Raw genomic sequence first — 26,035 nt, 5'->3', positions numbered from 1 at the left:
TCCGGGTCCTGTACACGTGCCTGAAGAAAGACGTTACGTATGACAAAAAAGTCCATGCAGGACTTGCGTAGACAATAGTAAACAGATTACGCGGATTCTTTTCGCAGATATTACGCAGATTTAAGCGGCAACCCGGTTCCCGGGTTGCCGCTTTTTTTTGTGAATTATAAAAATGCGATCGCCGTACCGATCCACTTGCCGAGTTTGAGCAACCTGAGGCCGATGCTGGACGATTGGTCGATGATCGTACCCGCCTTCACCATGGTGTCGGTGACCTTCTGTAGGTTTTTACCGATGTAGTCTTTGTCGGGGTTCTCCTCGTTGAGCTCGTCCTTGCTTATCTCCAGTTGCTTGATGACTTTGGCCTCGGCGGTCGCGGGGAGGCCTTCTTTGCGGACTTCCCGGATCAGTTCATCCAGTAGCAGTTGTACCTGTTTTGCGTCGAGGCCCGTGTGGGTTTCGGTGTGTACCGATTGGGCGATGTCGCGACCGATGGCCACTTGCTGTCCGGATACGTCGCCGGTGCGGATGCTGTTGTCGACGATATTGAAGTCGTAGCGGATCTCGTCGCGCAGTTGCAGGCGGTCCGTCTGGGTCAGTTCCAGGAAGCCTTCCTTGCCCGACAGGCCCAAAATTTTGTTGCCGATCAGTTGGAGTTCGGTGAGTGATTTCTTGATCTCCCGGGCGCGGTCGCCGGCATAGATTTTAATATTTTGTAGTTCAGTGGCATCATCGACTTGCTCCAGCCTGCGGACCAGGTTGTAGGTTAGGTCTTGCATGATCATCAGGATGTATCCTTCGTGGTGCTCGAGCAGGCTGAAGACTTGGGAAAAGTCGTCCTGCCCGTCGGGGTTGAGTTTGTTGACGATTGGTTGGATCTGTTCGGTGTACTGCTGTTCGAGTTCGCGTAGCTGACCGCAGATGAGTTGTATGTCGCGGTAGTAATCGCGGGAGCACAGCAGGTCCAGTTCCTTGAGGATCAACCGGTGCTTTTCGGTATGCAGGTCTTCGGGGCGTAGAAATTTGATCTCGATCAGGAGCGGATAGACATTTTGAAACGCCTGATTGACCACTTGCACCACCTTGGAAACGAAGCGCAGCACCCGGCGTAAGTCGGAGTTACTGATGTTCGCGTCGGAGGATGCGGACAGTACCATCTGCTTCAGTTGTTCTACTAATTCCTGAGAGTTGTTTGCTGACATGGTGCTGGATTTAGCAAGATGACCGCGCCGCGCTGACCGGTGGCTACTAGTTATTCCCCGGGCCGGAACAGTGTTACGAACTGGTCGTAAATAATTTCCCGCAACCCTACCCCCCCTGCGTCGTCCTTATATTCCAGGAAATTAACTGTCTTACTCATGCGCCGTGCAATCCTCATCTACCTTTGCTTCTTTACGGTCGTGCCCGCCTTCTCCCAGATCGACCTGCCCCCCGAAGCGTGGCGGGAAGACCTTCGCTATTTGCAGCGAACCGTCCACGACGACTACCCTTTTCTTTTCAAAAAGGTGACGCCGGAAGCCTTCGATGCCGCCGTCGAAAAATTGTACCAGGGCATCCCGAATTTACAGGACCACGAGGTGGTCGTCGGTCTGGCCCGTATCGTAGCGCTCTTTGGCTACGGGCATACCGGTATCCGCATCAATGGATGGGATCCGGACAACCGTTACGGCTTCCGGCAGATGCCGTTCAATCTGTACTGGTTCTCCGACGGCATCTACGTGCAGGGCGCACACCGCGACTACGCCGAGGCAGTAGGTGCCCGCGTGACCCACGTGGCGGGGGTGCCGGTAGACGAAGCCCTGCAGGCCATTCGGCCGGTGGTGTCGGTAGAGAACGAGCAGTTCTTTCGGGCTCACGGGATCGGCCTGCTCGGAAATCCGGCGGTACTGCACGCCCAGGGCGCGACGGAGGAGTGGCAGGAGGAGATCACCCTGAGCCTGGAAAAGGACGAGATAGCGTTCGACGTTTCCTTTGGCCCGGGTGACTTTACGACCCACCCCGTTCGCTATTCCTTAGTTCACGAAGATGGGCAATGGATCGACGCCCGCGACAACTCGACCACCCCCCTGTGGCTCCGGCACCTCGACCGCATCTATTACTACGAGTACCTGCCCGACGCTAAGACCGTATACGTACGCCAGAGTCAGGTACAGGACGACTCCACCCAGCTCATGCCCGATTTCTACGCCGAGGTGTTCCAATTTATTGAGGACAACGAAGTGGATCGCCTGGTGCTCGACGTACGCCTCAACGGCGGTGGCAACAACTACAAGAACAAGGCGGTGGTGACCGGCATCATACGCACCGAAAAGATCGACCAGCCCGGAAAGTTTTTCGTGATCCTGGGCCGCCGCACCTTCTCCGCCGCCCAGAACCTGGTCAATGAACTGAGCAACTACACCAACGCCATCTTCGTCGGGGAACCCACGGCCGAGAACATCAATTTTTACGGTGATAACCGTCGCGTAGAACTGCCCAACAGTGGAATTCCCGCTTACCTCTCCTTCGCCTGGTGGCAAGACAAACCCGAGTGGGAGAACGACGACTGGCTTGCCCCCCACCTGGCGGCGGAAATGTCCTTTGCCGACTACCGCGACAACGTCGATCCCAGTATGGAGGCTATCCTGGATTACGGCGGTGAGATTGCCATCCTCGACCCCATGGCCTACTTGACCGAGCTGTTCGAGGCGGGAAAGATAGAAGAGTTGACTATCGAAGCACGCCGCCTTGCTGAAGATCCCCATTACCGCTACTATTCCTTCGAGCGCAAGTTCGACCGGGCCGGCTACAGCCTGCTCGGGCAGGGACAAATGGACGCCGCCCTGTTCGTTTTTTCCCTCAACACCGATTTGTTTCCGGACTCCTCCAACGCCTGGCTCAGTCTCGCAGACGCTTACCGGAAGGCCGGTAACGCAGAAAAGGCTGTCAGTTGCTACGAGAAAGTCATCACGATGGACCCCGCAGGAGTGGCTGGCGAAAAGGCACGTTCGAAGCTGTCGGAGCTAAGGAGTAAATCAGGTGAGTAGCTTACCCTGGCTTCAACCCTTTCTCGTACGCATCCATGCATTCGCCCAGTGAGCGACCCTCCGTATGGATACAGTCGCAAAAGGTGAGGCAATACTGCGCGTCAACCGTACGGTCACACTGGGCCCGGCAGTCATCGAGCCGATTCATCGGCATTAGGGCGTAATTCAGAGTTGCGAAGACCGTAGCCACTACCGAAAACACGGCGATCACCACCGCAGCCACGAAACGAACCGGAAAGCGGTAAGTCTGCTCTTCCCGGGGGGGCACCAGGGCAGCAGCCGCAGCATAATTCCACGGAAAAATCAGGCGGATCTTATGGTAATCCCAGCACAGGAGGTACAGGTTAGCCAGCAACATAAGCGGTGCCGTGAGCATTGACCCCTGAAAGCGCACGGAAAGCGACAGCACCAGAATATTTAAAATGATCGGCAGGTAGATGAAGGCTCCGAGCAGCGCTGTCCGGGGGATCAGCAAGAGTACCGCCGCCGTCACCTGCATCACCCCGACGAAGGTGTAGTAATAGCCCGTAAGGAAAAAGGCGTCGAGGAAGTGGCCCAGCGGGTGATTCACCGTCAGATCGGTAAACCGTTCCCCCAAAATTTTTACCATGCCCGAAGGAATGAAGCCGGCCGCTAAAGCAATGCGGTTGAATACGGCAAAGAAGTGTAGCCACCGATTTTGCCTTACCCGGTAGTGCAACCGGTCGAGTCGTTCCGCTAATCTCATAGCCGTAAAGGTATAGCACGGCTAATTTAAAAAGAACTTTATTTTATAAAGTTATGAAGTAAAACAGGATGGCGGCGGCGCGCGGGAGCAATGAAGGTTACTTAATTCTCCACCCTTTCTACGTAGACGTAGAATGCATTGGTACGTTGCCCACCGGCCAGGTCGAAGTACGCCAGTAGCTCCGTTTCACCAGCGGCTACGTCGGCTTCTATCGTAGCAGCGGGTGAAGATTGGTCCACATCGGTCGTATAAGTCCGTTCCCCAATCTTTAGGTATGCCTTCTCGATATTCAGGGCGTTTCCGTTTATCCGGGCATCCGTGTATGCTGTGGGGGGTATGCTGTCGTGAATGGCGGCTCCGAGTGCTAGTCCACTTTCTACCGGCCAGCGGTGCAGCCTGAAACGATACTTGCCCTTCTCGGTGAATTTCACGGCGTAAGGGCCGGGACCGGTCGGCTCACCCCGACGGATCAGCGTCTGGTTCCACGCAGAATATCCCTCATTAATGCGCGCATCGTGAGTGGTAATTACGTCCGTTCCTTCCCTTCCGAGTTCAATCACCGAGAGCTTGGTTTCCGCGATTACGTTTGTCCACCAGCTGTCGTAGAAATCGTTCATGCGTTGCACGCGGTCGGGATAGGCAGTGGCTACGTCGGTCGATTGCCCGGGATCCTCGCTCACTTCGTAAAGTTCCTTTCCGTTGATGAGGCGCCAGTCGCCTTCCATAACACAACTGTTCTTTCCTTTTTCCGGCCAGGGGACGCGCTGGGTATCGGTGACCAGAAGCCGGTCCGGAGCTTCGTTGTTTCCTAGTAGGTACCCGCTGATGTCGGTACCGTCCATAACCTTTGTGGACTGGTACGTTTGTCCCGTGAGGGAGACCAGGGTCGGCAGCACATCGACGTGTGCGGTAAGGGCGGGAAGCTCCCGGGCGTCGGTTAGCCCCCCAGCGGGCCACCGAACGATGAAGGGAACCCGGTGGCCTCCCTCGTACTCACTGCCCTTCGTGCCCCGCATTTCGGCGTTGTAGCCTATGACCTGATCGGTCCGCTTATTCACTTGGTAACCGGCTGCGGTACCGTTATCGGTAGTGAAAATCACGATGGTGTTGTCGGCGATACCTAGTTCGTCCAGTTGTCGCAGCAGACGGGCAAAATTGTCGTCGATGTTGGTGATCATGCCGTAGAACCGCTTTTGGGTATCGGTGATCCGATCCTCATCCGCATAGCGGTTGTAATAGGCTTCGGGTACGTTGTAGGGACTATGGGGAGCGTTCAGGCTCAGATAGCAGAGGAAGGGCTCGTCCTTTTCGTCCGAGATAAACTGTATCGCCTCGTCGAACCACACATCGGTGCAGTAGCCGGATTGTTGTTCCGGGGTGCCGTTACGGAAGTAGGTGTCGTCGAAATAATCGTTGTTCCAGTAGTCAGGCGTCTGTCCTACCCCGCCGCCGCCGTGGTAGAAGGCTACGTCAAAACCACGATCTTGGGGCAGGAAGGGATGGTTATCGCCTAAGTGCCACTTGCCAAACATACCGGTGGCATAGCCCCTTGCCCGGAATACGTCGGCCAGCGTCGTTTCGTCCTCGTTGAGCATGGACGCACCCAGGATGGTGTGCCAGACGCCGTTGCGGTTACAATTTCGGCCGGTAAGGAGGCCGGCCCGGGTGGGGGCGCAGGTGGTTCCGACGTGGTAGTTGGTCAGACTGACCGATTCCATTGCAAAGCGATCGATCGCAGGCGTCTGGATGATCGGGTTGCCGGTGTGGCCCAGATCGCCGTAGCCCTGGTCGTCGGTAATGACGATGATGACGTTGGGCTTATCCGGCTGGCTGGCTTGGCCGGTAGGCTTCTTAGCGCAGGTAGAGACAAAAAGAAGGAGAAGCAAAACGGCGAACGCGCTAAAGCTTGCGGACGGCGACCTCGAGGAAGGGATGAGCATGGGTTGAAATTACATTTATAGTTCACCCAAAGTAAGGATACCGGATAGTCCCAGGAATTGAATAACCATATACGGCAGGGAAAGTGTCAGATGTAGCGTACGGTAACCCGGTAGCCCCCCCCCCGGTCCACCATTTCGAATCGCCGACCGGGTGACCCGGTCCGACGGCTTAAGCGGTCGGACGGCTAAAACGTGAGAGTAACACCGGCCACACCCGCGTCGCCCGTAAAGCCCCCACTAAGACCCAGGGAAGAACGGTGCTTTTCTTGCCAGCGTTTATGGATGTGGGGGGTTAGGACGCCAACTGCCGCGCCGATACCGAATCCGACCAATGTATCGGAGGGGAAGTGACGGAGGGCACGTACGCGTTGTACTGCTACATAAAGGGGAGGTATGCTGGCTGCGCCGTAGAGAAGGGCACGCTGGCCGCCGGTCCAGTGGGGGTGGTAGTCGGAAAGCACCTTGGCCACGAAAAAGGTGCCCGTGGCGGTAGTACTGACGTGGCCGCTAAAGAAGCCATTCAGGTCCTTGCCGGGGGCGCTGCCGTCGTCGAACGAATCCGGGTAGTAGGCGGAAGGTCGCGCGCGATCGATCACGCTCGGACCGATCGGCGTAGCAGCGTACAGCAAGCCGTTCAGAGCCTGGGCCTGGACGTACATCGTAGTGATGTCAAACCAGTCTTTGCGTATAGTGGGGTGCAGAAACAGGGCGAAGGGAAGTCCGATTCCCGCATAGAAACCTATGTCGCTGGCTCCGCTCGCCCCGGATATCCGGTTGGTGTTGTCCGGGAATATCCACCGGTCGTAACCCGGGACGTCCCCGCGATCCAGGGCATTGGCGTCAAATCGATCCTTTCCATTGATCTTTTGAAAAGCGTAGATCGTCACTCCTAGTCCTACTGCTGCGGCACCGAGTTCCGGCAGCGGCTTCACCCGGTAAATTTTCTCGGTGGGCTCATCTCCTCCGGAACTGGGTTGCGCGAAGGCGGTCAGCGACAGTAAAAACAGTGCGATAAAGAGGAAAAAGTAACGTGCCATAGGTTCGGGGTTCTTGCCCAGGTACTACCCCGTCCAAACTAGATATGTTTAATTGCAATACGGGAGACTTCAACAGCCGCAACGAACAGGTTCCGACCCGCTACTTACCTCCGCTATCCGCACCGATACAGGGCAATGCCGTCGGGCGCAAATCGGTTGTTCAGGACTTCATCACGCTGAAGGTATACGGCATCGGTCAGCGGGAACGATCACTTCATGCCCACCGGATCCCAGTCCACTACCCTACGCTCGAAGTAGCTTACGTTAGCGAGCAGAGAGGGGGCGGCGGCGCGGAAGCCAAATGCTCCGTCCTCTACGACCTGGCCATCGTTACGAATAGCTTCGAACCAGTTGGCAAAGTGGTGAACGTGCTCGCTGTACCCTTCCGGACTGCGGTAGCTCCACTCCGCGGGGCCGACCACCGCCGGCGGAAGCAAAGGATATTCGGAGCGGTACCACTCCTCAAATTCCTTACGGGTAGCTTCGGGAAAGGTCGTATACGTATCCCAACCGCCGTAGCCGGGGGCCGCGGAAAGGGTTTTGCGCCGTAGGGTGAGACTGTTGCCCCCAACCTCCAGGCTACCTTCGGTACCGACAAAGCGAATCCGCGAACCGCCGCCGCCGCCGTCTACGAAATTGACGCGCAACTGCATGTTAAACGCCGGATGCCCCTCCTGCTCGCCGTAGTCGCAATTGGCGATAAAGACGTCGGGGACGTCCCGGCCATCCTTCCAGTAGCGAAGTCCTCCAGTAGCATAGATGCGCTCTGGACCTAGGGAATCAAGTATCCGGTGAGAACCGGAAAAAAGGTGAACGAAGAGATCGCCCGCTACGCCCGTCCCGTAGTCTTGGTAATTACGCCAGCGGAAGAAGCGCTCGGCATCGAAGGGACGGTCACCGGTATCCTTGAGGAAGGTCTCCCAATCCACGGTGGCGGGCGAGGCATCCCGCGGGATCGAGTACTGCCAGGCCCCAAGGGCACTAAAGCGATCGTTGAAGGTTTCGACCAGGACGAGCTGACCAAGGTCCCCGCGGCGGTAGATTTCCCGGGCCTGCTCGGTCAGGATGGAACTTACCCGCTGGCTGCCTACGATCAAGATGCCCGGATTGCGGCGTTCCGCAGCGAGTACCGCCTGTCCTTCATCAATCCGCTGCACCAACGGCTTTTCGCAGTACACGTGCTTTCCGGCGTCGAGCGCCTCAATAGTAATGGTATCGTGCCAGTGGTCGGGCGTTGCTACAATTACGGCATCTACGTCGGTGCGGGCTAATACTTCCCGATAATCGCGGGTAAGAAAAATATCGGAGCCGTACACTTCCCTCGCCCGCTCCAGGTGGCCGGTGTAGAGATCGCAACCGGCGACCAGCTTAACTCCCGGATGCTGGAGGGCCGCCGCTAGGTCGCCAAACCCCTGAATCCCCAGCCCGATACAGGCCAGGTTGATTTGCTCGTTCGCTCCAAACGACACCCGCGGATTTGCCAGGGTGTGGGCCGCCGCTGATTCAGAGAGCAGTGGGCCGGCAAGCAATCCAGCCGAGAGTTGACGTAGGAAATGGCGGCGGGAGCGGGAGGACATAAGCTGGGAAGTTTTTTGACTGATCGTCCCGCAAGTAACGTCACTGTACCGAAACCCGCCGTACTAAAGCACCAATCACGCTGATAATCCGGCGGCAGAGCGCAGGAGCAATCAACACCCCGTCCACCCTTTCAAATCGCCGACCGGGTCACCCCGTCCGACCGCTTAAGCCGTCGGACGGGTAAGACCGGTGCAACCGCCGCCCGGATCGCTCGTCCATTTAACTAAACCAAAATGACGGTACCAGCGCGTGCCCTGCTAAACACCCTAAAATGATTCGATCTCTACCCCTCCTCGCATTATTCTCCTGTTTCCTGCTTCCCACTACCCCACTTGCCGCCCAGTCCACCACCGCCCCGGAACAGTGGTACAACTTTACTGACGACGGCCACCAAATGTTTGTCTACGAGGTGGGCCAGGGTCCGGATACCATCGTGGTCCTGCACGGCGGGTGGGGGGCCGAGCACAGCTACCTGCTGGAGCCTCTCGCTCCGCTGGCCGACCGTTACCGCCTTGTTTTTTATGACCAACGCGGCTCCTTGCGTTCCCCCGCCCCCGATTCCACCATTCGCATCGACCGGCTGGTGGAAGACCTCGATGACCTGCGCCGCTCCCTCCAGCTGGCACAACTCACGCTGGTTACCCACTCGATGGGTGCTGCCCTGGCGTATGCTTACCTGGCCAAATACCCCGAGCGAGTGCGCGCATTGGTCATGAGTGGAGCGGTACACCCCGTACCGTTCAAAAGCGTGCCGGATATGGAGTACGTCCGCGAGGTGTGGCCCCAAGCGGACTCGCTGGAACTGGCCGAAACAAGCAATGAGGTTTACAAGAGCATGCGAATTCGGGCCGTAGAGCAAATGCGCGCCGAAGGAATGGTTCCCGATTCCCTGGCCGATGCGGACCCACTGACCACCTTCCGCACCCTATTTGCCGGCAGTACCGACCGCGAATACACCCGCCGCTGGCGCATCTTCTTTACGGCCGTCAACTCCTGCGACGTCGGCAACTGGCGAAATACGAAAGGAGGCATGGCCTTCTACAGTCAGGCCGTCGCCGACGCCATCCTGGCCGACACCGCCTATGCCGACCAACAAGCCGGTTTCTGGCCCGCCCTGAAAAATTTTGCCGGCCCCGTCCGCGTCATTTACGGCACGTGCGACTACGTCGACCCCGGGGCCGCCATCTGGCAGCGCACCGTTGCCCACCTCAACGACGGGGAGCTGTATGTCGTGGAGGGCGCCGGCCACGGGATTTGGAGCAGCCATGCAAAGGAATATGCGCGAGTGATAAGGGAGGCTTTAGGGGATTTCTAAACATAGAAATCAATGTTATTGAGTGGTGTTGATTGCTCCTGCGCCCCCGCCCAAAGTCAAGCAACGCATGCGAAAATCCGTTGGAGGCGGGTTACCTTAAAGGGGCGGGAGTACTAACCTTTTCGGGGGAGGTCAATTATTTTACCACTGAGAGAACACTTGACACCATGGACGATAGTTCACCCCCCGCCGCTACGGAGATCGATAAGCGCGAAACCTTTACGCTTACCAAACCCGTTAACCCCGGACTTCCCATCGATCACTCCGCATTGGAAGAGCTGCACCTGGGGCCCATTCCCTGCATAAGGGTGCGCGCGGCACCCAACCAGGATTTAGACCCCACCCAGAAGCCCGGCACCGAGCGGGTATTCAACGGTAGAATGACCGTGATCAACCTGCCGAAGGGATTCTCCCGCATCGATTCACTCGCCTGGAATGAGGACATGCAGTCCCACTACGGCAAGAAACAGGCCGACGGCAAGCTCGTGCACACCCCCCTGGTAACGGGAGCGCAACACTCCCACTTCTTTTTCTGGCTCTACGACCTGCAACACGGTCCCGCGGACGAAGCGGACAAATTCTCGACGGCCGCCCCAGACTTCTGCCACCATGCCAGAGAGGACGATCCGCCAGGAATTGTGTTCTGGGACGGAAGGGACAATGCCTGCGATCGCATGTTTATAGTGGATTCGGCCGATACCGTAGAGTCGGGTCCGGTCGGTGTACCCTTCGTGTGCGCTTACGATTATTACCCGAATACCGTTTATAAAACGGAACTGCGGGATTTGCTGCGGGACAAGTATTTTCGGAGAATTCCATCATCCGGAAACGGTGAACCGACCAAAGAAGAGGTCGAACGGCGTTCCGAAGCCCCCCTCAAGATGTTGGCAACCGTAATCCCCGGGCGGGGCATCGTATGGCTCCCCCTCGTGGAGGGAAAAGAAAATAAGGCTGCATACGACAAGCTGACTGGCGGAGGCACGGTAGTCATCTACCGCCTGCAGTTTCTGGACGGGCCGAATATCCTGATCGGAAAGTTGGACGACACCCCCTGGTAAGCTCCTACCCCACCACCAATCCCGCCCAGGCCCCCGGCCAGACCCACCGGTCCCCCTTATCCCCTCGGGCAAAGGCACGTTGTGCCCGGGCAAGCGCCCCCGCCGGTGCGCAGCCGTCGAACATGTGTTCGTAGAATGCTTCGATCACACCCGCCGTAGCTGCCGCGGGTACATCGTACAGCGAAGCGACGACATCCGGTACGCCGGCTCGGTGAAAGCTGCGCCGCAGGCTGTACGTGCCTTCCCAGCGTTGCGCTACTCCGCGGGAAGTGGAGCAGGCGGCCAGCACCACCAGTCGGGCCGGCAGTACCTGCCGGCCAATGGCGATCCCATCGAGGCTGTCTGAAGTATTGAGGTATAAGTAGTTGTCGAGGAGGCGGTTTGCACTGCTGCTCGCGTGTACACCGAGGTGCAGCCAGTCGTAGTCGGCGGCGTCCGCTAGAAAGGTGGTACTCGTGCATTCCTCCGCCTGATAGTGTCTTCCGGACGGGCTCGTGCCCTTCAGGACCATTTCCGCAGTGATACCCAAATAGCCCCGCAGATCGGGGTGCGTCCACGCACCGACCACGGCCTGCCGCGGAGACAAACGGCGCTCCCTCAACCTGGTGTACTGCTGCTCGGCCCGCCAGCCGTCGATGTACCGGATATCGTGTTTGCGGACGAGGTAGGGAAGGGCGTGGTACGCATTCGCCGGTCCGGAATTTCTCGCGTCGATCAGTGCGGCGAAAGGCAACCCAACCAGGCTAGCGCTGGGCGATAGGATCAACTCCTTCCGTTTTGCCAGGAGTTGGGACACCGGTCCGAGCAGCGACTGGTAGAGGGAAAAGGACAATCGCACGTACTCCTCGACCGCCGGTACGCGCTGGTGATCCGCCAGGGTGGTGGTGAACACCGCCACTGAATCTTTTAGCGGGGGTAGGGGGAGCAGGTATACGGCACTCGTATCCCGATCGGCGTAAAGCACGTAGACCGTACTGTCCGTCTCGGCAAACTCCAGCAGCGCCTGATTGGTCGTTAGTTGGTGTCGGGCGTCAGCCAGGGTAGGAATGGATCCGTCTACCGTTGCGCGCTGCGCGGCCGCCGACGCTAAGACCGCCAGTTGCTGACTTAGGGCGTCGCGCTGCTTACGCAGCCGCGCGAAGCGCTCCGCTTCATATGGGGAAAGGTCCATCTTCGCCGAATAGGTTTCCCGAATTCGCTGCATGTCCTCTTCCAGTGCACGCAGTCGTCCGGCTGGGCCACGCCTGTCTTCGTCAAGGGAAACCCCCACGGCTTCCACTAATTCCCGCGTGAGCAGGATGGATTTTCCGAGTTCTATGGTCCTGAAGATGGCGTTATGGTACTCCGCCGGCAACTTAATACGGCCACCAATACGCTCGCTTACATCCAGCGCAGAGGCGATCAGCCGGTCACCCAGCACGATGTTCTTGTTTAGTACCGACTGCTCGTTCATTCCACGAAATGACTGCTCGTACTGCTCGACGGAACGAAGGGCCAGGGCAAAGGCTAGCTCAGCGTGTTCGGGCGCATCCGAGCTATTGTACCACTGATGGAGCAGTTCCGCCGTGCCGCTGATGAAATGAATGCAGCTTCCGCGACGGTCGCACTGGTAGAATTCATCCGGACTTTCGGGAATAACCCCTTCCGGACAGCAGCTTCTGCGCACCATATCGTCAATCAGATATCGAAGGGCCTCGTGGTACTCCCCCCGATATGTACTGGAGGTGCCGAGCACGTAGCGTGCCTCCGAAGTGCGCTTGGCCAGAAACAAGGGCTCGTGTTCGAGCACCCGACGGTAGTAGTATTCGCTGCTGTCCTTGCGGTCGCTCCGTCGGTACCAGAAGGCAAGGACACGGTCGGTGAAGCCGAAATCGGGTGAACCGGCCTGAATGTTTTGTCGGAGCGTATCCACTAACTTTTCAATTAACGGATCGTTGGACCGGTCGCGGGCGAGCAAAAGAATATGCTGTTCCCGCGCGTAATTTTCCCAGGGCGACCGCAGGTATGCCAGCAGATTTATAGCCTCCCGGTACCGTTCGCTACTCAGGTCCCAGACTGCGTCCCCCTGCCCGGAGTCCCTGGCAAACGAGTCGCCGTGTTTCTTGATGGCCCTCGCTTCGATGGTGAGCAACAATCCGTAAAGCAGCGACCGTTCGTGCCCCGCCCGCACCAATAACTGTCGTCCTAAGCGGGTATGTAGTTGCATGTCTATCCAAGTCCAGTCTTCCCAACCGTTGTAGGCATGGCAGAGCAGTTGGCGGGCCCGGAGGGTATCGGGTGAACGTTCGGTAAGTAGCGATTCCGCCCGCCGTGTGTAGTAATCCACCGAGTCCACAAACACGAAGTGCTGGAAGTGAAGCTGTGCCAGATACTGGTACACCTCCGCCCGCGCATCGTTGGCTACGGAATCCTGGTGTCGGTCCACCAGCGTGCGCAACCGTCGGGCACGGTCCAGTGCGGACGAAAGCTGCATCGTCCGGTAATCCGCCCTTACGCTGTCCATACCCACTTTTAGGTACTTCGCGGTGGCGGTATCCGGGGCGGGCGGGGTAGGATCTTTGCACCCAATGAGGCACAATCCCAACAGGAAGATCACGTAGTATAGGGATTGCATATTCGAGCGCTTATTCGAATATAGCACCTTTTGCGGCGGCGCGCAGGAGCAGGCAACTTCAATTTAACGATGTTTTCCTCCGCGACGTCGGCAACATCTTGTTGGCTGAGCACTACTTGTTTGATACATCCTATTCGGGGCATTTCGGCCGTCCTGTTCGGGGTCGATCTGAGCTACCCACCACCCCCGTCCACCAGTTCAATCCGCCGACCGGGTCCCCCCGTCCGACGCCTTAAGCGGTCGGACGGGGGGATGCCGGGACAAGGATTTCGTCCAGCTTAGTGATAAATTTATCGGCAACCAGGCGGAAGCCGTGATCGTTGGGGTGGATCTCATCGTGCCAGAAGCGCTCGTCCTGGGGGACCGTGCCCCGCAGGTTGATGAAGTGCACGTTTTCGTAAGGTGCGCTAAGGTCCTCAAGGGATTGGTTGAACCGGTCCATAATAGTGCGGATGAGCGCCTTGCGATCTTTGTCGAGCTTGAGACCGCCGGTGGTGATCATCGGTTTGCCGATCCACTTGCCGTCGGTTCGCGGCATGATGTAATCGTAGCCGTGGAGCACGACCTGCAGGGAGGGAAAATTCTTGGTCAGTACCTCCAGAATACCTTCGTAGTAAGTCTTGATCACTTTGATCTCCGTAAGCCAGGTTGTTTTCAAGAAGGATTGGATATCGTCCGCACTCCCCTTGCGTACCATGCTGGGAAATACTTCGAAAAAATCGTTGCCTCCCCCGCTGAGAATAAAGGCCTGCGGCTGATGCTCCTCGATGGCCTCGATGTACTCGCTCAGGTGAAAGATGTTGCGGATGACATCGCCGGCCCCGCCCAGACTCTTCACGGCATAACGGGAATCTTCGATCAGGTAGTCGACCACGTCCTTCACCTCCTTCGAGATGGTAATGCCAAGGCGTTTCAGTCGGGGATACTGAAACCAGGAATCTCCCTCCGTTACGATCACGATTCGATCCGCCTCTCCCCGCCGCTGATCAAAGAGCCGGTCGCGGTCCCGCCGGGCGAGGGAATTGGCCTTATTAAGCAGCTTCTCCACGATGTTGATGAGGGGTGCGCCCTCCGTGACTCCTTCGGTACCCGCAGCCCCTGCTTCAATTACCTGAACGTGGCTCTTCAATCGGTATTCCCCGGTGAAGGGTCCGGTGGGGAGATATTCGAAGTAGTTGTTCAGGGCTTCCGCCTGCGTATTGCTGTCCTCCAGCAGGGCTTCCAGTTCCTGGATGGTGATCGGGTTCTTCATGGCCGGGAATTATTGGGGGAGTGAGAAATTGTAGCGCTTAAGGTCTTCCAGGATATACTTGATCCGTATTCCCCGGTTAGACGGTGCGATGGTACCCGTATCGTTGATCTGTAGTCCGCCTTCGAAGGACTGTTCGTTTCTTCCGGCGTGGTGCAGGGCTACGACCTTCCAGTGTTTGTTGAACACCGGCGAGCCGCTGGACCCCTCCTGGGTATCGGTAGTGTAGAATAAGTACTTGCCCCATATACTGATGATGTTATCCGGCAGGGCCATTTTCATGTACTTCCCCAGGGGGTGCTGAATGACCGTCACCTTCTCGTCCACCTGAGGGTCGAAGAAGGTTTCCAGTTGTACGTGGCCCCAGTCGGAGAGGGGGTTATCGTTGGTGTCGGCAACCTTGACCAGCGTGTAGTCGAGTTCGTTCTTCTGGCTGGTGATGAATACGGCGGAGGGGTCGAGGCGGTAGTACGTCTGCTGGAGCACGTTGTTATGTATATCCGTCTTGTAATTGAAGACCACCCTGGTATTAGCGGCCGTATCGCGATCGGGGATGACGTGGTGGTTGGTCATCAGTAATCCTCCCTTCAGCAGGAATCCGGTTCCACTGGCTCCCGCCGCGGTCTCGATCTTGCATACCGTCTTGGACTGTTCCATCGCCCCCTGCACCCAGCTTATGATATCGATCAGATCGTCGCCCTTCACAATCTTCTCCAGTCCCTCGCGATTTGGGACGAGAATGTCGTACGCTGCATGTCCCCCGGATTGTGGCGCGTCGGGCAGGGTCACGGGTTGAGACCCACCGATCACCGACCGGCTGCGCTTCGGGGGTTTCAACTTTTCCACCGATCGCGCGAGGGTGACGGCCGAGATAAGGGGCTCCTTTTCCTCTACTTCGGTAAATAGCCGGGGCAGTTCTTCCCGCTCCGGGTATTCCTGTATCGCGATCTGTACGATGTCCCTGACCTTGCTCCGTTTATTCGCCTCCTTCAGGATGTTGTGCCAGTTTACCTGGGCTTTATCGCTGAAGGCGATGGACCCGGAAGGTATGCCCGCCATGTCCACCAGCATCTTGCCCTCCTCCTTTTCCGGATAAAGCTCGGTGAGGGTTCCCCTCAGTTCGGTAAGTTTTGTGCTCCAGCTTGTCATATCGCTTTATTTGGTTAATCCGTACTTGGCCAAAATGTCCACCAGGACATCTTCTTTATCGTCCTTGATCACCCTATCCAGGAAGTTTGCCGATTCATCGAATACCCGCCGCCCGCCGTACCAGGAGTTTACGCGGATGTCGATATCGTCTGACACGGTTTTCAGGTCATCGATATCGAGGAAATTGTCAATAAATATTTTGATCTCATCGAGGGTGCGCTGATTGAATCGTTCGTGCTTTATCCGCTCCACCAGGAGATTGAGGTGGGAACCGGCGGCGGCGTTCTCCCTTCTCAATTCCTCCGGCGATTGAAACAGGACGTCGTTCTCATCCAGGAGCGGATTGTTGACGAAGGGCTCGATGAGGTAGTGGCCGTGACGTCCTTTCATATACCGGTATTCTCCGAGAAACGCCCTGATCTGGTTACGGAAGTCGGGGTCCGAGGAATCGACCGTAACGAAAACGAAGTCGTAAAAAAGGGAGCCTTCCAACTCGTACTCCATAATGGTGAACGGGTGGTAGATCGTCGGGTAAGTATTCCCATTTATCCTGAGCTGGTCCGGATGATCGATAACCAGGTATCCCTTGGGTATTCCGCGCATCGAGAAGAAGCGTTTGGCCCAGGAAGCATCCATTTTTTTCCAGTACGCATGCAGTAGTTCTATTCGCTTACCCTCCCCCAATTTATGGTGCTGCCAAACCTCCTCGTGAACGAGCACGGGTATGCCCACCGAAGCGTTGTTCGAGGTGCTAACGCTGGCAATGCGCCAGTTCTCCAGCGTGGGCGGAATCTGTAGGGTCCCGATTCCGCCGAGGATCTTCTGCGACTTACCGGGCGGGCTGTAGTGGGTCCACCGATCGGTGACATATTCCTTGTGGACGTCCAGCAGCTTTTTGAAGTGCTGGGCCTGGGGGTGAAAATAGAGTCCGGGAACCCGGGCTACGTGCTCGGACAGGGTGACATCTTCCAGCGTAAACTGCTTGTCCCACGTCCCCTCAATATCATTCAGGACAACGTTCCAGAAATGCTCGTCCGAATAGGCACCCACGGCGTACCGCGAGGAGTCGTTCGCGGTGTGGGAACAGTCGTTTACCACGTCGCTCAGGGCGTAGTTTTCCAGGGTTTCGATCACGCGGGCGGTGGTGTAGGCGGTTTGCAGGGACATGATCGGCCTAGTTTGGATTCAGTAATTGGCCCAGCATGGTGACGAGCTTTTGCTTGACTTGCTGCTCGTTGTCCGTCAGCAGCTTGAGTACCTTGCCGGTATTGACCATGGCGGGATTGGTTTCCACAATTGTCATACTCGCTCCGATCAAACAATGGTTCCTTTCCAGCGGGATGGGGGACGAGTAGAGATTCCATTCCGAAAGGTCGTTGTCCGTGAAGCTCACCGACTGCACCGTCACTGGCTGCAGGGGATATTCGATCAGCTCGGTTCCCTGCAGGAAGTTCAGGGTCAGCTGAATGGTGTAGTCAAACACATCGCTCCAGTCGCTGGGCTTGGCGTGGGAATAGTTCAGGTTGATGAGGGCGAGTTGGTAGGCGAAGGTGCCGGTTCCGCGGATGAACACCGGCTCAAAGTGAATGCGCAGGGCTTCCGTTTTTTTATTTTCCGGATAAATAAAGCTGGCGTAGGTGATTTTCGGTACACGGTAGCTTCCCGCTTCCAGGTTGGTTGCCCGTTGGTGGGTTTCGTGTACGAAGCGTTCCTGCCGTTTGCGTAGTTGATCCTGGAGAAACCGATATCCTAAGGCGACGCCTCCCTCAATGGCCGCCGCCGGGATAACGAACGATTCTTCCTCCGGATCGTCGTGCGGAATAACGATCGTGGAATTTTCGAATACGATCTTGCTGAAGGCTTTGCGGAAAGTGATCTGCTCTCCGGTAGGGCGATACGCTACAAATCGGTTGTCGGCCTGGAAGAACATCAGATTTTCCGGTTTGAGTGAAACCGTCGTTCCGCCATACGGGCAGACCAAGGCTCAGGGGGTGATAGATTTTCAATATAGGACTTACAACATCAATGTGCCAGCCATTCCGCTTCGCTTTATCCCGAATTTTCTACTTACCCGGTAATGCACCGAAAAAACGGGCCGTTACGCCGTTCGGGAATGAATGATGTAAGGTCCGTGCCTGCTCCCGCGCGCCGCCGCCAAACGAAACTTCCCCCGCCGCCCGCCGGTTACCTACCTTATATGGCAAACGAATGGAACGTCGGGCAGAAGGAGTCCGGACTAAAGGAAGAGACGGAGTACGCGGTCGTAGTGGGCGTAGTACAGCGCGGGCAAACCGAAGAACAGGTCACGGAATACCTGGACGAGCTGGAGTTTTTGGCGGAGACCGCAGGAGCAAAGACCGTCAAACGCTTCGTGCAGAAGCTCGACCATCCCGATAATCGCACCTTCGTGGGAAGCGGTAAGGCGAAGGAAATCGCCGACTACGTAGACCAGCACGAAGACGTATCGATGGTGATCTTCGACGACGACCTCAGCGGCAAGCAGGTGAACATCCTGGAAGAAGAGATGAAGGTGAAGATCATCGACCGCTCGACCCTTATCCTGGACATTTTCGCCCGCCGCGCCCAGTCGGCCCAGGCCAAAACCCAGGTCGAACTGGCCCAGATGCAGTACCTCCTGCCCCGACTGCGTGGCCTGTGGACTCACCTTGAGCGGCAGCGTGGTGGTATCGGCATGCGGGGACCCGGTGAAACGGAGATCGAAACCGACCGCCGGATCGTGCGCGACAAGATCAGCAAACTCAAAAAGGACCTCGCGAAGATCGACAAGCAGGCCGAAACCCGCCGCAAGGGCCGCGATGCCATGGTGCGCGTAGCGCTGGTGGGGTACACGAACGTGGGCAAGTCGACCCTCATGAACCTGCTCACCAAGAGCGACGTATTCGCCGAGAACAAGCTCTTTGCTACCCTCGACACCACGGTGCGTAAGGTAGCCTACGAAGGCATTCCCTTCCTGCTCACCGATACGGTCGGCTTCATCCGTAAGTTGCCGCATCACCTGATCGAGTCGTTCCGCTCCACCCTCGACGAGGTAAAGGAGAGCGACATTCTCCTGCACGTGGTCGACGTAGCCCACCCGCAGTACGACGACCAGATCCGCACCGTACAGACCCTGCTGAAGGAAATGAATTGCCAGGACAAGCCGACCCTGCTCGTCTTCAACAAGATCGACCTCTTCCGCGAACGCAACTACGACATGTACCTCGACCAGGACGGCCGGGAAGAAGTAGAGACCGACCTCACCAAGGGCCTACAGGCGGAGTTCGGACAGGAAGCCCTGCTCCTCAGCGCAGAGACCAAGGAAAACCTGGATGTCCTCCGACAGCGGCTTACCGAACTGGTTAAGGAGGAGTATCAACAGACGTACCCGTACGTGGCTAAGCAGTGGTAGCTAACGGTTCGTTAGTCGTGGAGTTCGTTAGTCGTTTAGTCGCTTGGTGAGTTGCTGGAGGGGATGTTCGTGGTGATTTATGGCAGGAGTAGTTACTAATTGCCATATTTGATATCCAATAGCTCCCCCTAACCGACTAACGCACTAACGCATTAACCGACTAAAGAACCAAATGCCTACCCCCCACCCCGACTACCTCTCCCGCTACGCCCACCTCCTCGTCAACTACTGCGTAAACCTCCAACCGGGCGAGCGGCTTTTCGTGAGTTCGACCACGCTGGCTGAACCCCTCATAACCGCCATCTACCGGGAGGCGCTGAAGGCCGGGGGACACTGCGAGTTTTCCCTTAGCACCCGCGGAAGAAGTGAGGCCCTCAGGGAATACGGCAGCCCCGATCAATTCGCTTACGTGCCCACGCTGTACGAACGGGCGATGAATGAATTTGAGGCCTACATCAATGTAATGGGCCCCTTCGACCTGCGCCAGCCGCCGGCGGCACCCGAGCTGGAGGCGGCGCGGCGGGAAGCCCTTCGCCCGCTCCACGATACCTACTTTGCCCGTACCGCCGACCGCCGGCTGAAGCGCAGTATGTGCATCTACCCCACCCCGGCGCTGGCCCGGGAAGCGGGTATGACGGAGGAAGAGTACACCGACTTCGTTTTTCGGGCCTGCAAGTTGGACCAGGACGATCCGCGCGCCGCCTGGCTGGATGTGCGCGAACGGCAACAGGCGATCGTAGATCACCTCAACGGCTGCACCACCTTCCGTTACGTCAACGACCGTAGCGACATTTCCTTTACCACCAACGGCCGCAGGTGGATCAACAGCGACGGGCAGACGAATATGCCCAGCGGAGAGGTGTACACCAGCCCGGAAGAGGATAGCGTCAACGGCACCATCTATTTCGATTACCCCGCCATCCGCAACGGGGAGGAGGTCAGGGGCGTAACCCTGGAGGTGAAGGACGGCGAGATTCAGAGCTGGAAGGCGGAAAGCGGCCAGAAGACCCTCGACGAGACCTTCGAAATCGAGGGGACCCGTCGCTTCGGGGAGGCGGCCATCGGCACGAATTACGACATCGATCGCTTCAGCAAGCAGATCCTCTTCGACGAGAAGATCGGCGGTACCGTACACATGGCCATCGGTCAGAGCTACGCCCAGGCCGGTGGAAAGAACGAGAGCTCCGTACATTGGGACATGATCGCGAATATGCGCGATGGCGGAAAAGTCTACGCCGATGACCAAATTATTTACGAAAATGGGCGTTTCCTGATCGATCGATTAGGTAAATAGCGTTCGGAACTTATCTTAAGCGATAGATTCCCTTTTGTTGCGGGTGCGCAGGTCCCGTGAGAATGGGCGAGTGCCGGGTTCACTCAACCTAAAAAGCGTTATCTTTGATACTGGCTTGCTTTTGAATTCTGTTCTGCATACCGAAACCCCATTTTACACTGCATTAACCTTGAGCCGTGAACGAGAACATCGCATTTTTAGAACTTAAGTACGGGAATATTTACGGCGGATATCCAAACTTTTACGCGATCAGCGAGATAGCACTGCTGGTCTTCGAACGCGGGTCGAACAAGATCTTCCTCGAAAGCTGGATCAACCAGGCTAACGTCGATATCGTAGACGTTTACGCCGAAACTGACGATCTGGGCCACACGGTGCGCCGGGTGCGGGAAGTACTCAACATGCGCACCAATCGCCGCTACCCCTACCACGACGACTTTCGGCTCAGCGAGCACGACCTCCAGTTTGCCTTCCGCAACCTACGCTCCACCAAGAACGCTATCCGCAATTTTCTTAACAAGAACCTGCACAAGTACCGCTTCCAGGACATGATCGTGTTCGACGGCCGCCGCGACATCTTTCTCTGTGAGCGCAGTGGCGTCCGCTTCGATTACACCAACATCATCGACATTCAGAAGGACCTGAACCGGGAAACCGACTACCTCTTCAGCCTCAATAAGTTGGCGAAGGTGATCAATTTCAACACCGACCGTTCTTACCTCCGCTCCAACAACCTGGAGTACTGGCTGCACCCCATCGCCGCCCGCCAGATCATTCCCGGTACCGCCGCCTTCGATGCCGCCCGCCTGCTGATGGTTTTCAATGAATACACGATGTGCCACGATGATTTCCTCATCAAAGCCGCCATTCTGCTCAATAAGGTCAGTAAGCGTAAAGAAGAGGAAAAAGCCGCTCAGCTCGAAGCAGAGGAAGAAACCCAGGATCAGGAAAACGGAAATCAGGAATAAGCTCCGTTTAGTAAGGCGATGCCTATCGGAAGAAAACGATCGCAATAACCAACAGGGTGCTCACGGCCAGTCCGATCAGAAATATGGTGTACGCAATCCGCAACAGACCGTACTTGCGGTCGATGGTGCTGCCCAACCCGTGTAGATCGCTCAGCAAGTTGCCGTAAAGGGCGTCGGGCTCCAGGAGGGTGGTCTCCATCCGTCGGATAAACTCCTCCCGGTCGAGATTGCTCACCGTGCCGTAAAAGGCCAGGTTGTCTTCCTCCCCCTGTCGGCGATTGGGCCGGGAAGCCAGCAGGGCGTAAACGAGACTTACGAGAGCGCAGGCAATAAAAATCACTACCGGCAGCAGGATTTCGGGTCGCGACTGCGCCCAGTTGCGGTAGCTCACAAAAGTGATCAGGGCACCGATCAGCAGGGCATTCACGCTGACCATGATGGCGGCCTTCTGGTCGGCCATCTGCTTGAGCTGGATCAGGTTGCGAAAGACGGTGCGGAAATAAGTCTGGGTCGCCTGCCGCGTTGGTCCGTCCTCGATGCCACTCAGGCTGTGTCTTACGTTCTCCCCGTCCGTTTCTTCGAGGGGCCGGCGCGGCTCCTTCTTTTCCAGGCGATCGACTAGCTTCTGCAGGTCCAGCAGCACGGCACTGTGGGTGTGCTGGTAGCGCCGGCGCAGTTCTCCATCGCGAAAGCGTGCCTGTCGCAGTTCGTTGAGGTAGTGCGAGAGGGCATCGGTCCGGTTCATGCTGCGGCGGGGTCCGAGCCCGGTATCCAGGGCGTAGCGGTTTTCTAGCCAGGTAAGCTCGGCTCCTTCTGAACCGCTGAGTAGTCGCTGGGCCAGTTGGGCATCGTAGAGCACGTCGGCTACTTCGGCACGCAGGCCGGAACTGCCCTCCGGCAAAACGGTGGTCAGCGTTAATTGCAGGTTCAGGTAGTCGGGGCCCGTCCAGTCGCGAAATTCCTGAGCAACCGCGTTCCAGCCCCGTAACTCACTGCCGGGACCCCAGTAGCGGCAGGCTTCGAGTAGGGCGACGGTGCGGGCCAGGTGGGGCAGATCGGGGGAAACACCCGGTCGGCGCAGGGCGATTTCCAGCGAATGTGCGGCCAGCGACAAGGCCCAGCTGTCGTTATGCAATACGAGGGAGCGGGGCAGACGTTCATAGGAGGTCAGCATGAACCGCTCCGCCTGGTCGGCCAGGTGGCTGAGGTGGAGTGCGCTGAATCGTCCAGTGGTCATGAAGCTGGTTTAAGGTTTGGCCGGGTGATTTGATCGAAGGTAACCTCACCCGAATGGAATGCCAAACGAACCCGACTTATTATCCAAATCCCCGGGACCCCAAAGAATCTACCTGCGTATGCGCGAAATTATACTCCTTTTTCTCTGTTGCGCTCTCTTTTCCGGCTGCGCCGACGGACTGGAAGTCATCCTCCAACCGGACGGGGTGCGCCACCGCGCCGAGTACGCCGTACCACTGGTCGACAGCCGCACCACCCTGGGTGACCTGGTGGGGCAGGTAGACGATCGGGTGAGACTGACCGTCGACCCCGATGGCCTGCTCCGCTTCATTTACTCCGATACGGTACCGGCCGTGACGAGTGAATCGGTATTCTCGGAACTGGAACTGCTGGGACGGGGCATCCCCCTGTCGATCACGCAACGGCGACAGGCCCTTGCCTTCCCGCTACCCCGTGAGATTGCACTCGACGAACTGCGCGTAAAGGGTGGACAATTCACTTACAGCCTGCCCAATATCCACGACCAACCGGTGCGAATCGAATTGAGGATTCCGAACGCCACCCGCAACGGAGGGCCACTGCGCGTCACGGGCCTGCTGCCCGCCTACAGCGGTAGTGGTGATCCGCCCACCCTCAGCAATACCGATGACCCACTGGATATTTCCGGTTACGCATTCGATTTTTCTGCCGATTCGCTGGTGATCGAATATTCCGTCGATGACCTGGGCGGCAACCCCCTGGATCCCGCAAAGAACACGATCGCCGTGCTCACCAATCTCGAATTTTCGTACCTCGAAGGCTACTTCGGCCGGTCGCCCTACCCCGGCATCAGCGACGTACTGGAGATCGATTTTTTCGAACACTACCTGAGCGGAGAGGTCGCCTTTGTTGACCCGCTGATCCGCATCAATGTGCGCAACGGCTTCGGAATACCCTCCCGTGCTGTGGTAGATGAGCTGTACATCATCACGGCCGACGGCGAACGCGTAGAGGTCACCGGTGAGGTGGTGACCGATGGCTTCCCCTTCAATTATCCCAGAACGGAGGGTGGCAATGCCTACACCACCTATCTGGTCGACAAAAACAACAGCAACGTACTCCAATTGCTGGGCACGAAACCCGTAGCCCTCCACTACCGCATCGGTGCCCTCCTGAACCCTGATGCCGACCCCGACGTAGTGGGCTACCTTGCTGACACCAGTACCTACTCAGCTACCCTGGACGTGGAACTACCGCTGTACGGATCAGCGCGGGACTTTCAGGTTCGCGACACCTTCCCCATCAACCTGGGTGAGAGCTACGGTGAGGTGACGGAAGTTTCCTTTCGCATTACCACCGACAACGAACTGCCCTTTGACCTTTCACTCACCGGCATCTTCGTCGATTCTCTGGGCAACGCCCTCGCGGACCTTACCGATGGTGAGCTACTCGTCGTCGAGGCCAGTGCGGTGGATGCCGGGGGAAATTCTACCGAAGTAAAACAAACCACCAGCGACGTGACGTTTACCGGAGCGCAACTGGAACAACTACGCCGCGCGAACCGATTGCTCCTCAACACCACATTTGCGACGACCGACAACGGCACCGAGAACGTCCGAGTCACCAACGAACAGGAGCTCCGGGTGCGCATCGGGGCCCGGCTGACCGTAAACAACCAATAGCTCATGGGACGATCATTCTACCTCTCCGGAAGTACCCTGGTGGCTCTGCTGGTCTTATCCGCAAGTGTACTGCACGCACAGAACCTCACCGCTCCCCTACTTTCGGGCAGCTGGCAGTCGACCTACCACAACCCGGCCATGGTACATTTTCTGCCCACGGGCACGACGGTAGGCCTCCCCGGTCTAGCGAACGACCTACGGCTGGAAAACTTACAGTATCGAGACATCTTCGCCCGGGAAAACGGACAACGCATTCTCCAACTCGATTCCTGGTCGCTCCTCGCCAACGAGGAAAACGGTGTACAGGACGTGTACTCCATCGAGACGCTGGGACTGGCCGTACGGACCGGCCGATTTGGTCTGAGTGGGTACCACCGCCTGCGGGTTCAGGGCGACGCGGCTTACCCCAAATCGCTCGTCGACCTGTTCGCCCTTGGAAATGTGCCCTTCATCGGCAGGACGGTAGACATCGCGCCCCGCGGAGAAGTGGTGAGTTTTCAGGAGCTTGGTCTGGGATTGAGCTACGCCGTATCCGACAAGGTGGCCATCGCGGGTAGGGTGAAGTACCTGGCCGGAGTCTCGAGTATCCAGATCGGCGAAGGCAGCAGCCTCGACCTCACAACGGACGCAGCCAACTTCGGCTTAACCCTGGAGCAGGACCTGGCGCTAAATACCGTCCGCGCCATCAGCTACGAACAACTTAATCGTATCGGACTGATCTACAACCCCAGCCGGCTTCATTCCGAAGATCTATTTACTTCCAATAACGGAATGGCCTTCGACCTTGGTGTAGCGGTCAACCTCGACCGGTTGCGGCTCAACGCATCCGCCACCGACCTGGGGGCCGCGATCGACTGGCAGGAGAACATCACCGGCCTACGCTTTCGTGGTAGCCGAACCTTCAGCGGGCTTGATTTACTGAACGACCTCCTGCGCGATTCCGTCTCCTTCGAAGAGGCGGTCGATAGCCTCACCCTGACGTTTGAACCGGAGCAAACCGGCACGGCTTACCGTTCCGAGATCGGCGCATCGTACTACCTGGGGGGTGAATACGACGTGACGGACCGCTTTACGGCCGGAGCCATGGTGGTGCTCGAAAACCGGCTGGGCGACACCGTCCCCGCTTTCGCACTGGTGGGCCGGTACACGGTACTGGACTGGCTCCGTCTGGGCGTCAACCTCAATCACCGAACGGGCATACGCACCAATATCGGTCTACACCTTTACGCCAGTCCGGGGCGCTTCAGGCTCTTCGCATCTTCCGATAAATTCATTACCCTGATCTCTACCGGCAACAGCGCCCTGGCGGGAATCAGGCTGGGGGCCGCTCTGATGCTGGGACCGACCCGTTCATCTTCATCATTTCTTCCTTGATGTCGGTCAGCAACTGAATATCCTTAGGCGTCGGTACGGTTTTGTTCCCTGTATCTTCGGCCTTGTCGCGGAGGGAGTTGATGAACCGAATCACGACGAATAGCGTAAAGGCGATGATGAGAAAATCGATCATGGCCTCCAGAAAAAGCCCGTAGCCGATCACGGCACCCGGATCGACCACCTCACCGGCATCGTTCGTGACCGGCTCCTTAAGTACCCACTGTAGGTCGGCCAACTCAATACCCGCGGTGAGGTAACCGAGGGGCGGAGTGATGATCTGTTTTACCAGTACGTCGACGATCTTATTGAAGGCCGCCCCGATGACTACCCCGACCGCCAGGTCGATCATGTTACCCTTGACGGCAAACTTCTTGAATTCTTGAAAAAGTCCAGCCATGTA

The 26,035-nt window shown here is 57.3% G+C and carries 20 protein-coding genes; 8 read left to right on the top strand and 12 right to left on the bottom strand.

The window, feature by feature from the left end; genetic code table 11:
- Positions 1–164: 164 nt before the first annotated feature.
- Positions 165–1,202, bottom strand: coding sequence for a hypothetical protein (locus GGR28_RS17755; protein ID WP_183497173.1), 1,038 nt, complete (start codon positions 1,200–1,202; stop codon positions 165–167).
- Positions 1,203–1,358: 156 nt separating this feature from the next.
- Here GGR28_RS17755 and GGR28_RS17750 point away from each other — a divergent pair, with 156 nt between their 5' ends.
- Positions 1,359–3,026 (top strand): hypothetical protein, encoded by a 1,668-nt coding sequence (locus tag GGR28_RS17750; protein ID WP_183497172.1) that lies wholly within the window; start codon positions 1,359–1,361, stop codon positions 3,024–3,026.
- Between the two features lies 1 nt (position 3,027).
- Here GGR28_RS17750 and GGR28_RS17745 read toward each other — a convergent pair whose 3' ends face one another.
- The 4 genes from GGR28_RS17745 to GGR28_RS17730 all read right to left on the bottom strand — a co-directional run bounded on the left by GGR28_RS17745 (position 3,028) and on the right by GGR28_RS17730 (position 8,307).
- Complete coding sequence (locus GGR28_RS17745; RefSeq protein ID WP_183497171.1) at positions 3,028–3,753, bottom strand: DoxX family protein; 726 nt, start codon at positions 3,751–3,753, stop codon at positions 3,028–3,030.
- A 101-nt stretch (positions 3,754–3,854) separates the two neighbouring features.
- Positions 3,855–5,693, bottom strand: coding sequence for an arylsulfatase (locus tag GGR28_RS17740; protein WP_183497170.1), 1,839 nt, complete (start codon positions 5,691–5,693; stop codon positions 3,855–3,857).
- 185 nt (positions 5,694–5,878) lie between these two features.
- Complete coding sequence (locus GGR28_RS17735) at positions 5,879–6,730, bottom strand: phosphatase PAP2 family protein (RefSeq protein WP_183497169.1); 852 nt, start codon at positions 6,728–6,730, stop codon at positions 5,879–5,881.
- Positions 6,731–6,939: 209 nt separating this feature from the next.
- On the bottom strand, positions 6,940–8,307 hold the full coding sequence (locus tag GGR28_RS17730; RefSeq protein WP_183497168.1) for a Gfo/Idh/MocA family protein: 1,368 nt from the start codon (positions 8,305–8,307) through the stop codon (positions 6,940–6,942).
- A gap of 272 nt (positions 8,308–8,579) precedes the next feature.
- Here GGR28_RS17730 and GGR28_RS17725 point away from each other — a divergent pair, with 272 nt between their 5' ends.
- Both GGR28_RS17725 and GGR28_RS17720 read left to right on the top strand, forming a co-directional pair.
- Positions 8,580–9,623: an alpha/beta fold hydrolase gene (locus GGR28_RS17725; protein WP_183497167.1), complete on the top strand. Its 1,044-nt coding sequence runs from the start codon at positions 8,580–8,582 to the stop codon at positions 9,621–9,623.
- A gap of 167 nt (positions 9,624–9,790) precedes the next feature.
- Positions 9,791–10,681 carry a hypothetical protein gene (locus GGR28_RS17720; RefSeq protein WP_183497166.1) on the top strand — a complete coding sequence of 297 codons (891 nt, stop codon included), beginning with the start codon at positions 9,791–9,793 and terminating at the stop codon, positions 10,679–10,681.
- A gap of 4 nt (positions 10,682–10,685) precedes the next feature.
- Here GGR28_RS17720 and GGR28_RS17715 read toward each other — a convergent pair whose 3' ends face one another.
- The 5 genes from GGR28_RS17715 to GGR28_RS17695 form a co-directional block, all read right to left on the bottom strand.
- Complete coding sequence (locus GGR28_RS17715; protein WP_183497165.1) at positions 10,686–13,295, bottom strand: CHAT domain-containing protein; 2,610 nt, start codon at positions 13,293–13,295, stop codon at positions 10,686–10,688.
- Positions 13,296–13,527: 232 nt separating this feature from the next.
- The gene (locus tag GGR28_RS17710; RefSeq protein WP_183497164.1) at positions 13,528–14,547 is read right to left on the bottom strand and encodes an SGNH/GDSL hydrolase family protein; all 1,020 of its coding nucleotides are present in this window, start codon (positions 14,545–14,547) and stop codon (positions 13,528–13,530) included.
- A 9-nt stretch (positions 14,548–14,556) separates the two neighbouring features.
- A complete protein-coding gene (locus GGR28_RS17705) occupies positions 14,557–15,693 on the bottom strand; it encodes a trypsin-like peptidase domain-containing protein (RefSeq protein ID WP_183497163.1) in 1,137 nt (378 codons plus the stop codon).
- A gap of 6 nt (positions 15,694–15,699) precedes the next feature.
- Positions 15,700–16,860 (bottom strand): hypothetical protein, encoded by a 1,161-nt coding sequence (locus GGR28_RS17700; RefSeq protein WP_183497162.1) that lies wholly within the window; start codon positions 16,858–16,860, stop codon positions 15,700–15,702.
- A gap of 7 nt (positions 16,861–16,867) precedes the next feature.
- A complete protein-coding gene (locus GGR28_RS17695; RefSeq protein WP_183497161.1) occupies positions 16,868–17,623 on the bottom strand; it encodes a hypothetical protein in 756 nt (251 codons plus the stop codon).
- Positions 17,624–17,890: 267 nt separating this feature from the next.
- Between GGR28_RS17695 and hflX the strand changes: the two genes are divergently transcribed.
- From hflX to GGR28_RS17680, 3 genes are all read left to right on the top strand, one after another.
- On the top strand, positions 17,891–19,102 hold the full coding sequence (gene hflX, locus GGR28_RS17690; RefSeq protein ID WP_183497160.1) for a GTPase HflX: 1,212 nt from the start codon (positions 17,891–17,893) through the stop codon (positions 19,100–19,102).
- 172 nt (positions 19,103–19,274) lie between these two features.
- Complete coding sequence (locus GGR28_RS17685) at positions 19,275–20,396, top strand: aminopeptidase (RefSeq protein ID WP_183497159.1); 1,122 nt, start codon at positions 19,275–19,277, stop codon at positions 20,394–20,396.
- A gap of 176 nt (positions 20,397–20,572) precedes the next feature.
- A complete protein-coding gene (locus GGR28_RS17680) occupies positions 20,573–21,364 on the top strand; it encodes a hypothetical protein (protein ID WP_183497158.1) in 792 nt (263 codons plus the stop codon).
- Between the two features lie 22 nt (positions 21,365–21,386).
- Here the strand turns inward: GGR28_RS17680 and GGR28_RS17675 are convergent, their stop codons facing one another.
- Positions 21,387–22,601 carry a Pycsar system effector family protein gene (locus tag GGR28_RS17675; RefSeq protein ID WP_183497157.1) on the bottom strand — a complete coding sequence of 405 codons (1,215 nt, stop codon included), beginning with the start codon at positions 22,599–22,601 and terminating at the stop codon, positions 21,387–21,389.
- Between the two features lie 118 nt (positions 22,602–22,719).
- On the opposite strand from GGR28_RS17675, the gene GGR28_RS17670 reads away from it, so the two are divergent.
- Both GGR28_RS17670 and GGR28_RS17665 read left to right on the top strand, forming a co-directional pair.
- Positions 22,720–24,261 carry a hypothetical protein gene (locus tag GGR28_RS17670; protein ID WP_183497156.1) on the top strand — a complete coding sequence of 514 codons (1,542 nt, stop codon included), beginning with the start codon at positions 22,720–22,722 and terminating at the stop codon, positions 24,259–24,261.
- Positions 24,262–24,264: 3 nt separating this feature from the next.
- Positions 24,265–25,635, top strand: a complete 1,371-nt coding sequence (locus GGR28_RS17665) for a DUF5723 family protein (RefSeq protein ID WP_183497155.1) — start codon at positions 24,265–24,267, stop codon at positions 25,633–25,635.
- Here GGR28_RS17665 and mscL read toward each other — a convergent pair.
- Positions 25,574–26,032 carry a large conductance mechanosensitive channel protein MscL gene (mscL, locus tag GGR28_RS17660; RefSeq protein WP_183497154.1) on the bottom strand — a complete coding sequence of 153 codons (459 nt, stop codon included), beginning with the start codon at positions 26,030–26,032 and terminating at the stop codon, positions 25,574–25,576. The two genes, GGR28_RS17665 and mscL, sit on opposite strands and share 62 nt — an antisense overlap.
- Between the last annotated feature and the right edge of the window lie 3 nt (positions 26,033–26,035).

Origin of the sequence: Neolewinella aquimaris, assembly GCF_014197245.1 — a bacterium.
Classification (GTDB): domain Bacteria; phylum Bacteroidota; class Bacteroidia; order Chitinophagales; family Saprospiraceae; genus Neolewinella; species Neolewinella aquimaris.
Note: the sequence above shows the minus strand (reverse complement) of the source record. Positions and strands in the feature narration are given on the sequence as shown.